The sequence below is a fragment of the Paenibacillus pabuli NBRC 13638 genome (assembly GCF_001514495.1).
GTDB classification, from domain to species: Bacteria; Bacillota; Bacilli; order Paenibacillales; family Paenibacillaceae; genus Paenibacillus; species Paenibacillus pabuli.
In genome coordinates, this window is the sequence record NZ_BCNM01000025.1 from 55054 (window position 1) to 67076 (window position 12023).

Annotated in this window: 10 protein-coding genes; all 10 read left to right on the forward strand. The window is 47.3% G+C overall.

Annotated elements, in window-relative coordinates:
- Positions 1 to 12 precede the first annotated feature (12 nt).
- The 10 genes from ispG (at position 13) to hemC (ending at position 12023) form a co-directional block, all read left to right on the forward strand.
- Positions 13 to 1110 carry a flavodoxin-dependent (E)-4-hydroxy-3-methylbut-2-enyl-diphosphate synthase gene (ispG, locus tag PPA03S_RS27050; RefSeq protein ID WP_062328011.1) on the forward strand — a complete coding sequence of 366 codons (1098 nt, stop codon included), beginning with the start codon at positions 13 to 15 and terminating at the stop codon, positions 1108 to 1110.
- Positions 1111 to 1278: 168 nt separating this feature from the next.
- Positions 1279 to 3030 (forward strand): ATP-dependent protease LonB, encoded by a 1752-nt coding sequence (gene lonB, locus PPA03S_RS27055; RefSeq protein WP_062328014.1) that lies wholly within the window; start codon positions 1279 to 1281, stop codon positions 3028 to 3030.
- An 86-nt stretch (positions 3031 to 3116) separates the two neighbouring features.
- Positions 3117 to 5456, forward strand: a complete 2340-nt coding sequence (lon, locus tag PPA03S_RS27060) for an endopeptidase La (RefSeq protein ID WP_062328018.1) — start codon at positions 3117 to 3119, stop codon at positions 5454 to 5456.
- Positions 5457 to 5612: 156 nt separating this feature from the next.
- The gene (yihA, locus tag PPA03S_RS27065) at positions 5613 to 6257 is read left to right on the forward strand and encodes a ribosome biogenesis GTP-binding protein YihA/YsxC (RefSeq protein ID WP_062328022.1); all 645 of its coding nucleotides are present in this window, start codon (positions 5613 to 5615) and stop codon (positions 6255 to 6257) included.
- 269 nt (positions 6258 to 6526) lie between these two features.
- The gene (locus PPA03S_RS27070; RefSeq protein ID WP_062328138.1) at positions 6527 to 7117 is read left to right on the forward strand and encodes a hypothetical protein; all 591 of its coding nucleotides are present in this window, start codon (positions 6527 to 6529) and stop codon (positions 7115 to 7117) included.
- A gap of 320 nt (positions 7118 to 7437) precedes the next feature.
- Positions 7438 to 7836: an adenosylmethionine decarboxylase gene (gene speD / locus PPA03S_RS27075; protein ID WP_062328025.1), complete on the forward strand. Its 399-nt coding sequence runs from the start codon at positions 7438 to 7440 to the stop codon at positions 7834 to 7836.
- A 342-nt stretch (positions 7837 to 8178) separates the two neighbouring features.
- Positions 8179 to 9567, forward strand: coding sequence for a glutamyl-tRNA reductase (gene hemA, locus PPA03S_RS27080; protein ID WP_062328028.1), 1389 nt, complete (start codon positions 8179 to 8181; stop codon positions 9565 to 9567).
- A 14-nt stretch (positions 9568 to 9581) separates the two neighbouring features.
- The gene (ccsA, locus tag PPA03S_RS27085; RefSeq protein ID WP_411835348.1) at positions 9582 to 10409 is read left to right on the forward strand and encodes a cytochrome c biogenesis protein CcsA; all 828 of its coding nucleotides are present in this window, start codon (positions 9582 to 9584) and stop codon (positions 10407 to 10409) included.
- Between the two features lie 5 nt (positions 10410 to 10414).
- Positions 10415 to 11065, forward strand: a complete 651-nt coding sequence (locus PPA03S_RS27090) for a precorrin-2 dehydrogenase/sirohydrochlorin ferrochelatase family protein (protein ID WP_062328031.1) — start codon at positions 10415 to 10417, stop codon at positions 11063 to 11065.
- A 1-nt stretch (position 11066) separates the two neighbouring features.
- On the forward strand, positions 11067 to 12023 hold the full coding sequence (hemC, locus tag PPA03S_RS27095; protein WP_062328034.1) for a hydroxymethylbilane synthase: 957 nt from the start codon (positions 11067 to 11069) through the stop codon (positions 12021 to 12023).

A 12023-nucleotide genomic window follows, 5' to 3' on the forward strand; every position in this document is an offset into this window, starting at 1 on the left:
GAGAAATCACTCATGTTTTTAAGACAAGATACACGTCCTGTTAAAGTGGGGAACTTAACGATTGGTGGCAGCAACGAGGTCATCATCCAGAGCATGTGTACAACAAAAACGGCAGACGTTGAGGCAACCGTGGCAGAGATTTTACGTTTGGAAGAAGCAGGCTGCCAAGTGGTGCGTGTAACGGTGAATAATGAGGAAGCGGCTGCAGCCATCAAGGAAATCAAGAAACGGATTAATATTCCGCTTGTGGCCGATATCCATTTTAATTATAAACTGGCACTCCTTGCGATTGAGAACGGCATCGATAAAGTACGGATTAATCCCGGCAATATCGGTAAACGTTCCAAAGTAGAGGAAGTCGTCAAAGCTTGTAAAGAGAAGGGTATTCCGATTCGGATCGGGGTAAACGCAGGTTCTCTGGAAAACCATTTGCTTGAAAAATATGGTTATCCAACGGCTGATGCCATGGTAGAAAGTGCACTTTATCACATTGGTATTTTGGAAGAATTGGATTTCCACGATATTATTGTGTCTCTCAAAGCATCGGATGTACCGATGGCGATTGAGGCTTATTCCAAAGCGGCCGAGATTATCAGGTATCCGTTGCATCTGGGGATTACCGAGGCAGGCACGTTGTTCTCTGGTACAATCAAAAGTTCTGCTGGTATGGGTGCCTTGTTATCCATGGGCATTGGTTCGACGATGCGAATATCGCTTAGTGCGGACCCGGTTGAGGAGATCAAGGTTGCTCGTGACCTGCTCAAAACCTTTGGGCTGATTTCTAATGCAGCTACGCTGATTTCCTGCCCGACTTGTGGCCGTTTGGATATCGATCTGTTCTCCATTGCGAATGAAGTGGAAGAATATATTTCCAAGCTCAAGGTGCCGATCAAAGTATCGGTGTTAGGTTGCGCCGTTAACGGTCCCGGCGAAGCAAAAGAAGCCGATATCGGTATTGCCGGTGCACGCGGAGAAGGCTTGTTATTCCGTCATGGTAAAATGATCCGTAAAGTGCCGGAAGAAATCATGGTTGAAGAATTGAAAAAAGAGATCGACAAAATCGTGGAATCCTATGAAATGACAGGGGTTATTCCAGGTCGCTCGCACTGATTCGTTTATATATGTTTCTGCAACAGCCCGTCAGCAATGACGGGCTGTTTTGCATTCTTTGACATACAAATTGCCGTACACCCGTTTACGTCTCGGTGAAAAGGCTATACTACCAAGTATTAGCATGATCTCTTATGAGATAGGGACAGAACAGGAGGATGTGGAGACATGGAATTTGGTATGGTCATAATGATGATTCAGTTATTTTTTGGTGTGGTGATTGGTTTGTATTTCTGGAATTTGCTTCGTGGCCAGAAAACAAACCGCAGTGCGGTCGAGCGGGAATCCCGCAAGGAACTGGAGAAACTGCGGAAGCTGCGCTCCATCTCACTCACCAAACCTTTGGCCGAGAAGACACGTCCAGCAACGATTAATGACATTGTGGGGCAAAAGGACGGACTCCGCGCCCTTAAAGCTGCGTTATGCAGTGCTAATCCACAGCATGTCATTATATATGGCCCTCCAGGAGTGGGGAAAACAGCTGCTGCAAGGGTGGTTTTGGAAGAAGCTAAAAAGAATCCATCATCTCCCTTCAAGCCCGATGCCAAATTCACGGAACTCGACGCCACGACGGCGCGTTTTGACGAGCGGGGGATTGCTGATCCTTTGATTGGTTCAGTGCATGACCCCATCTATCAGGGGGCAGGAGCGATGGGTGTAGCAGGCATTCCTCAACCGAAACCTGGCGCTGTTACGAAGGCACACGGAGGTATGCTTTTTATTGATGAGATTGGTGAATTGCATTCCATCCAGATGAATAAGCTGCTAAAAGTGTTGGAGGATCGCAAGGTGTTTTTGGAAAGTGCGTACTATAACTCGGAAGACACGCATACTCCTGCTTATATCCACGATATTTTTCAAAATGGTCTGCCAGCCGATTTTCGTCTTGTCGGAGCGACGACACGTTCGCCCCATGAACTGCCTCCAGCTTTGCGGTCGCGGTGCATGGAGGTCTATTTCCGTCCATTGTTGCCCGAAGAGATCGGGCGAATAGCGGAAGATGCCGTGCAGAAAATCGGCTTCAGTCCATGCCCGGAAGCTGTCGATGTGGTCAAGCGATATGCAACCAATGGGCGTGAAGCAGTGAATATTATTCAGCTCGCTGCAGGCCTGGCTTTGACCGAAAAACGGGAAACATTGCAGGCGTCGGATGTGGAATGGGTGGCTGGCAGCAGCCAGATTCAGCCCCGGCCGGATCGCAAGGTGCCTCAGCGCCCCCAAATTGGTTTTGTAAATGGCTTGGCTGTATATGGACCGAATATGGGCACTATTTTGGAGATTGAAGTATCTGCTGTTCCGGCTCTTCGAGATCAGGGCCGAATCAACATTACGGGCGTTGTGGATGAAGAAGAGATTGGAGGCGGTTCGCGCACACTCCGGCGAAAAAGCATGGCTAAAGGCTCGGTTGAAAATGTGTTAACCGTATTAAAAGCCATGGGTATTCGTCCTAACGACTACGATTTACACGTTAATTTCCCGGGTGGAACGCCAATTGATGGTCCGTCTGCCGGGATTGCTATGGCCACTGCCATTACATCAGCCATCCAGGGACGCCCTATTGATCATGAGACAGCGATGACGGGTGAGATTAGTATTCATGGCCGGGTGAAACCGATCGGCGGTGTACTGGCCAAAGTAGAGGCTGCATTCCAGGCAGGGGCAAAGACGGTCATTATTCCGGCAGAGAATTGGCAGTCCATCTTTGATAATCTGGATGGCTTACGAGTTATCCCGGTAGATACGGTTGAGGACGTGTTCCGCGAAGTATTTGACTGGGTACCTGAGCAGCAAGCGAAACAAATGAACCTTGCCGAAGAGTCAGCGCCACCTTCACCGGAAATTTTTCCGCCTGCATCCGCTTCTTATTTGCGTGCTGACTTGCCGCGTCCAGGACAGGTTACAGATTCGGGAAGCTGCTAAGCGCTTCCCTTCATTGGTTTTTTATGTGAACATTTGATAGAATAATGATTGACTACAACCTGAGAGCCATTGGAGGTGCGAAAGCGATGGGACCGAGCAAAGCGAAAGGTCGTCGTTTTCCTTTACTGCCTTTAAGAGGACTTCTCGTCTACCCGAGTATGGTACTGCATCTCGATGTGGGCCGGGAGAAATCGGTCAAGGCTTTAGAAAAAGCGATGGTAGAAGAACATTTGATTCTCCTATGTTCCCAAGCCGAGGTAAATATTGAAGAACCAACACAAGAGGACATTTTCAGAATCGGAACGGTAGCCAAGGTCAGACAGATGCTGAAGCTTCCAAACGGAACGATTCGTGTACTTGTGGAAGGCTTGGAACGGGCTGAAATTATTGAATATACGGACAACGAAGAGTATTACGAAGTGCTGGCACAAGAGCTTCCTGAAGAGGAGAACAGCCGTCCCGAAACGGATGCGCTGATGCGTACCGTTTTGAACCAGTTCGAAAATTATATTAATTTGTCCAAAAAGGTTACACCCGAGACACTTGCGGCTGTGTCTGATATCGAAGAACCGGGTCGATTGGCCGATGTGATCACAAGTCACCTGTCTCTGAAGATCAAGGACAAACAGGAGATTCTGGAGACGATCGACGTAAGGGAACGGCTGGAGAAGCTGCTGGACATCCTGAACAATGAGAGGGAAGTACTGGAGCTTGAACGCAAAATCAGCCAGCGTGTGAAGAAACAGATGGAGAAAACCCAGAAGGAATATTATCTGCGTGAGCAGATGAAAGCGATCCAGAAAGAGCTGGGAGAGAAAGAGGGCCGTGCAGGCGAGGTTGAGGAACTTCGGAATCAAATGGAGGCTCTTGGCCTGCCGGACAAGGTGAAGGAAAAGGTTGAAAAGGAAATTGATCGACTGGAGAAAATGCCATCGAGTTCTGCAGAAGGCGGGGTAATCCGCAACTATGTGGATTGGCTGCTGGGACTGCCTTGGACGCAGATGACAGCTGACGATCTGGATATTCAAAAGGCGGAAGATGTGCTAAATGCAGATCACTACGGTTTGGAAAAACCGAAGGAACGTGTGCTTGAATATCTGGCTGTCCAGAAACTGGTGAAAAAGCTTAAAGGACCGATTCTCTGTCTTGTTGGACCTCCAGGGGTCGGGAAAACGTCGCTGGCACGCTCCATTGCCAGATCGCTTGGCCGCGAGTTTGTCAGAATATCGCTGGGCGGCGTGCGAGATGAAGCGGAAATCCGCGGTCATCGACGTACCTATGTGGGTGCAATGCCAGGTCGTATCATTCAGGGCATGAAGACGGCGGGTTCACTCAATCCGGTTTTCCTGCTGGACGAGATCGACAAAATGGCCTCAGACTTCCGCGGAGACCCTTCCGCAGCGCTGCTCGAAGTACTTGATCCCGAACAGAACAACACGTTCAGTGATCACTTTGTAGAGTTACCGTTTGATTTATCCAACGTTATGTTTATAACAACTGCCAACACGGTGCACAATATTCCGCGTCCATTGCTGGATCGGATGGAAATGCTCAACATCCCTGGTTACACGGAGCTGGAGAAGCTGCAAATCGCCAAAAACTATTTGCTGCCAAAGCAGAAACAGGACCATGGCCTGGAAGAAGATCAGTTGAATATCGGGGATGACAGCTTGTTGCGTGTTATTCGTGAATATACACGGGAGTCCGGGGTACGGAATCTGGAACAGCAGATGGCTTCGTTATGCCGAAAAGCGGCCAAAAACATTGTGTCAGGTGTAGAAGGTCAAATTAATATCACATCGGATGAAGTGAAGGATTACCTTGGTCCCGGCAAGTTCCGTTATGGCATGGCCGAGCTGGAAGATCAGATTGGTACGGTTACAGGTCTGGCTTGGACTGAAGTGGGCGGAGATACCCTCGTGATCGAAGTTACCGTCGTACCTGGAACTGGCAAATTGACTCTGACAGGTAAACTGGGTGATGTCATGAAGGAATCAGCCCAGGCGGCATTCAGCTACACCCGGTCCAAAGCTGCCCAGCTCGGGATTCCATCAGACTTCCATGAGAAGAACGATATCCACATTCACGTTCCGGAAGGGGCAATTCCCAAAGATGGACCATCTGCGGGGATTACAATGGCAACTGCGTTGATCTCTGCTCTGACGAATAAACATGTCTCCAAAGATATTGCCATGACAGGCGAAATAACACTGCGTGGCCGTGTGTTACCAATCGGCGGATTGAAGGAAAAATCACTGGCAGCTCACCGTGCCGGTTACAAAAAAATATTATTGCCCAAGGATAACGAGCGGGACCTGCGGGATATTCCGGACAGTATCAAGGAAGATGTGGAATTTGTCCCCGTGGCCCATATGGATCAGGTGCTGCAGCATGCACTTGTGGAACAATCAGGAATACATCTGTAGCCCGTTAAACGAGGGATCGTATGAAGAGTAAACCGTTCTGCGGAAGCTTTGGCGTCCGTTGGAACGGTTTTTTTGGTATGATAGAACAATCCATGGCATAATACCAACATCAGCTTCAAATAAGAGCATACGAGTTCAAGAGAGGACAGATACAATATGAAAGTAAATCAATCCGAATTTATTATCAGCGCCGTTCGGCCTGAACAATACCCCGAGGACGGGCTGCCCGAGATTGCCTTGGCGGGACGATCGAATGTGGGAAAATCATCTTTGATTAACCGTTTGATTAATCGCAAAAATCTGGCACGGACGAGCTCTACCCCTGGTAAGACACAGCAACTGAACTATTACAAGATCAATCAGGATCTCTATTTTGTGGATTTTCCCGGCTACGGTTATGCCAAAGTGTCGAAGCAGCAGCGTTTCGCCTGGGGCAAAATGATGGAGAAATATTTGCTGGAACGGAAAGAATTGAAGTTGGTCATGCAAATGGTGGATATGAGACATGAACCATCCAAGGATGACATGATGATGAACGACTGGCTTCGCCATCACGGTCTGCCTCTCGTTGTGGTAGCGACGAAGATGGACAAGATTCCCAAAACGCGCAGAGCCAAACATATCAAAGTGATCAAAGAAGCTTTGGATCTTCGTCCTGGCGATCTGTTTGTACCTTTTTCATCTGAAGAGGGGTTGGGTAAAGAAGAATTATGGGAGATCATTACCCGCCATGCCGGAATCGGCGAAGCTTCTGTGGAAGAAGATTCACCGACTGACGAAAGCCAAGAAATTAACGGATAAGCCAGGGATTACGGTGTTTTAATGCAGGAAAGTGAGCAACCTAGGTGTATCTTTAATAAGATCCAAGATTAATCCGTAATTCTCTGAATTTTCGTAAGAAATCCTGTTTTGATTTGGAGCGAAACAGGAAGGCGACAGTGTATAATGAATATAAGTGCATTTGTGCCAACAGTAACCAAAATACCGGCCTTGCCGGCCTGATGAATTTTGAGATCACTGCCACAGGTACAGGAAGGCAAGACAATCGGGAAAGAATTGAGGAGATTTGTATGGCTCAGCGGTTAGCCACAGAGTACGTTAAAGCCACTTTTAAATTGTCAGAGCCCCAGATGCATCAGTTTTTGCACATGACAGAAGACGGCCGGATTCATCACCGAGTAAAGGTGCTGGAGAATGGTTGCCAGGAGATCGTGCTAGAAGATGTGAGTGGAGAGGAAGTTCATTTCCCTTTTGACCGGCTTGAAGGGTTTTATATCTGTGAGTTATCTTGCCGCCTGGTAAATCCTCATCTGACCAACGTAGTCCGGAAGCTCTTTATGGCTTTTAAGGGTGACGGCGTTGTTCATCGTATTTACGAAGAGTTTACCATGACGTATGTTTATGCTCATGGCACTGTCCGTAAAATTGTGGAGCAGACCGGGGAGAAAGTCCGTGTCATCTACGAATACAAAAATACGTTGCTTGAATTGCAGCATCTGTTCCAGGCTCGGGATATTGAGCGCGAGATTAATCGGATATACGCCGAGATTGATACACTCCTGGATCTAAGAAATCATGCTTCGACTTCTGAACAACTCCATCGGATTGATGAGCAGATTGCCCTCCACCGACAACGGATGTTTGAGCTTGAGGCTTATTGACCTGAAGGATAAATGTCATACCCGATATATGCAAGAAAACATCCCCTGAGGCTCTGACCCATGGCACTTGCCTGGTTCCAGCAAAAGGGGATTTTTGGTCTTTGAACGTTTGAATTTTTTATTTCTTTTACTTCCAGAAAAGGGTTGCAATCCTTTTGAATAGATGTTATTTTTAATCTCGTTGAAAAGAATATAGGAACCAGGATTCACTCAGGACATTATATGTTGCGAGAGATTATTACCTCGGGAAGTGAATGACGTAGGTCCTAGCGGATGAAATTTTTTCAAACATTTTATTCCTAGGAAGGGGGAGCCGAAGGATGGAATATTCAACTTTCGGAAGACACGTTGCTGTTGATGCCTGGGGTGTCGACTTTGATCTACTGAACAGTGCGGAGTACTTGCAAGCTCAACTGGTTGAAGCAGCGGAGGCATGTGGCGCGACAGTAATGTCCGTACAATCCAAGCAGTTTGAGCCACAAGGAGCGACAGTGCTTGTACTGCTGTCTGAGAGCCATCTCTCGATTCACACGTATCCTGAAAGAGGTTTTGCAGCAATTGATTGCTACACTTGCGGGGAGACGGTAGACCCACAACTGGCCATTGACTACCTGGTATCCGTATTAAAACCTGAGAAAACGTACGCTAAGAAACTGGTACGCGGATTGGGCGAATTTCAAGTTGAAACACCAGAAATGACACAAGTTGAACTCATTTAATGATTTAAGTACAACGCATGAACAATGTTGACATATTGGGATGGAACCTAAACCATCCCCAATTCTGATAGTCATGGAAATTCCATGGCTATTTGTTTTATATCAAGTTTCTGAAAATCTTCATCATTAAAGAGGAGATGAACGAATAACGGCGAAGATTGGTGAGACACTACAATAAATGACAATGCATAACATGATCTACATGGGGATTTCATAAACATTTCATAAAAATGGCCCAGTCACCGTATGGATGTGTGATATAATTAACCATGTCAATCATAAATGGATAGACATATGTAGAAAACACTTTGATTGGAAATTTATTAGGCAGGTGAACTTGCAATGCACATCGTTGTCGTTGGTTTGAATTATCGCACGGCGCCTGTAGAGGTTAGGGAACGATTCACATTTGCAGAAAAGGACTTGTCTGAAGCGCTGCAGCAGCTCAAGCTGACCAAGAGTGTATTGGAAGGTGTAATCGTAGCCACATGTAACCGTACCGAGTTGTACGTTGTGGTAGACCGTCTTCACATGTGTGGTTATTTTATTCGGACATTCATGGAACAATGGTTTAATGTTCCGCGGGAAGAATTTACGCAACACTTATATATATATGAAGATGATCAGGCCATGCGCCATTTGTTCCGTGTCATTTGTGGACTGGACTCCATGGTCATTGGTGAGACTCAGATTCTCGGGCAGGTGAAACAGGCTTTTTTCAAAGCTCAGGAAGAAAAGGCTACTGGAACATGGTTTAATATGCTGTTCAAGCAAGCAGTTACATTAGGTAAACGGGCACATTCGGAAACCTCGATTGGGGAAAGTGCGGTTTCTGTAAGTTATGCTGCCGTTGAACTGGGCAAACGGATTTTTGGCATGTTCACAGACAAGAAGGTGCTGATTCTGGGTGCCGGCAAAATGAGTGAACTTACCGTGAAACATCTCTATGCCAATGGAGCGTCTGAAGTGATCGTGGCGAATCGTACACTTGCGCGGGCCGAGGAATTGGCAGCGAAGTTTAAGGGGACTCCTTGTACGATGGAACAGGCGTTGGCGCGGTTAAACGAGGTAGATATTGTGATTAGTTCCACGGGGGCTGAACGATATATACTGGATGCGACAGTTGTCCGGGATAGCATGAAGCGCCGTCAATCACGGCCGCTATTCCTGATTGATATTGCCGTTCCGCGGGATATTGATCCGGCAATCGGTGAATTATCCAACGTATTCCTCTATGATATTGATGATTTGGAAGGAATCGTGGAGAGCAACCTGGAGATGCGCAAAGTGGAAGCTGCCAAGATCGAGAGAATGATTGAACTTGAGATGGAAGACTATTATCAATGGCTCAAAACGTTGGGCGTTCGACCTGTGATTCGTGCCTTGCAGGAGAAAGGTGCTACCATCCATGAAGAGACGATGGATAGTCTGTTCAACAAGTTGCCCGAACTGGATGAACATCAACGGAAAGTCATTCGTCGTTTGACCAAGAGTATCGTGAATCAAATGACGACAGATCCGATTAACCGGATCAAGGAAATGGCAGGTACCAAGCACGGTGATGAAGCGCTACGCATGTTTACTCAGATTTTTGCCCTGGAGGATGCAGTAGAGGGGGCCGCTGAGAAAGTGGACCAGAGCGATGCTACGGCACTACGCAAACCAGCCGCCGTTCATCTTAACGATACCCGGCAAGATCCCGTGCCGGCTTATGCTCCGGCAGGCGTATAAGGTGGGTGGGCAGCTTGACCCTTGCTGAACAAGTCTATGAAGCTCTAATTTATATGTATGCCCTGAGCCTACTGTTCTATTTCTCGGACTGCATTCGACGCAATGTGGGGGCGAAGCGGACAGGCACAGGGTTTCTTGTTGTTGTTTGGGGCTTGCAGGTAACTCATGTTATTCTGCGCATGTGGACCGAAGGCCACTTTCCGTTCTATACCACTTTTGATTTTTTGTTTCTATTTTCTTTCAGCATTGTACTGATGTCTCTTGTAATGACACGTATTCAGCGTTCTGAATTTGTTATTTTGCTGCTGAATATCGTTGGGTTCTCCGTAACCGTTTTGAACCGATTGTGGTTCACGGCAGGAGAGATATCATTACACAATTGGCAGACCGTGCATGGACTGCTCATTATGCATATTACATTGGCCAATCTTGGATTTGCGGCGTTAACCGTTGCTGCGGTGTTTGCCATGTTATATCTGTTCCTGCACCGCAAGTTGAAGCATAAAAAGTGGAATGATACCGTCCGTCGTTTGCCGAGTTTGGAAGTGATTGGTAAATACATGGATACGGCTACCTTAATTGGTACGCCTCTGCTTGGTGTTTCTGTTATGCTCGCGGTATTGTCTATTGTGGCCGAGACACGCTGGAGTTTGCTGTTGGATCTCAAAGTTATAGCAACAGGGCTTGCCATAGCTATATATGTGGGATATTTCGTTTTCAAAAGAAGGAAACAATTCTCTACAGTCATTATGGCCAGATGGACACTGATCGGTTATGGCTTTGTCATTATTAGTTTTTTATCCAATGCATATTCAGCGTTTCACCGTTGGACTGGAGTGTGAAAGGGATGGAACAATACACGCCGATATTCATAGATTTATCAAGGAAATCATGCTGCGTCATTGGAGGCGGGCGTGTTGCTGAGCGTAAAATAAAAGGTTTGCTCCATACGGAAGCGCAGATCACGGTGATCAGCCCGGAAATTACGTCAACCTTACAACAATTGCATCATGATTCCCGAATTCAATGGATAGCCCGGTCCTACCGCAATGGAGATTTGCGGGGGGCCTTTCTCGTATATGCAGCAACGGATCATAAGGAAGTGAATTCATCCGTTGTACGTGAAGCTGAAGAAGCGGGTATACTGGTCAATGACGCCATGTCGTCCGAGAACAGTACTTTTATTACTCCAAGTGTGGTTAGACGAGGCAGGCTGAGTATCGCGATATCTACTGCTGGAGCAGGCCCTGCAGCTGCAGCAGAGATTCGTGACACATTGGAACAGCAATTTGGAGATGAGTACGAGACCTATATTGAATTTTTGTATCAGATGAGGATGGAAGTGAAAGCACGTGTATCCTCTCCGAGTCTGAGGGGGAAATTGCTCCGTCGTTTAACCGAGATGGATGTGCTGGAACATATTCGTACAGGTCAGTTTCAATATTGGACCGAAGAACAAATTGGGGACTGGATATCCCATAATCAGGAGGACGTATAGAATGCGGACAATTAAAGTGGGAAGCAGACAAAGCGCACTTGCTTTGACTCAGACGGGTCATGTCATTCAGGATTTACGTGATATTTGTGCGCGAGAAGGATTAGCTTTTGACTTTGAAGTACATAAAATTGTTACAAAAGGAGATTTGATTCTTGACGTAACACTCTCCAAAGTCGGAGGCAAAGGACTGTTTGTTAAAGAGATCGAACAGGCAATGATGGATCACACGATTGATATGGCCGTCCATAGTATGAAGGATATGCCTTCCGAGTTGCCTGAAGGCTTGACGAATGGCGCTGTCCCACGTCGTGCAGACCCACGGGATGCGTTGATTTCCAATGGTGGGCTTACGCTCGATCAACTTCCCGAAGGTGCGAGAGTGGGGACAAGCAGCCTGCGCCGTTCCAGTCAATTGAAGGCATACCGCCCGGATTTGCAACTCGAATCTCTTCGCGGCAATATTGACTCACGTCTGCGGAAGCTGGAGACAGAAGGTTTGGACGCCATTATTTTGGCTGCGGCTGGTCTGTATCGAATGGGATGGCAGGATCGGATTACGGAATATCTGTCAGAGGAAGCTTGTCTTCCCGCAGTAGGCCAGGGGGCGCTCGGCATTGAATGCCGGGAAGATGATGCGGAGCTGCTGCATCTGTTGCAGTTGTACAATGATCCGGAAACGGCATTTCCTGTGTTGGCCGAACGTCGCTTCCTTAGCGTATTGAATGGAGGCTGTCAGGTTCCAATCGGAGCTCATGCCGTATGGGTACCACAGCAAGATGCAGATTCCCCGAATGGACAAAACGAGTTACAATTAACAGGTATGGTCGGCACGCCGGATGGTGGGCTGATTCTTAAAGAAGCGTTGACGGGCAAAGACCCGGTTCGTCTTGGTGAAGAAGTGGCTTGGAGATTGATTGAACGGGGAGCAGAGCAGATACTGGCAGAAGTTAGGGGATGA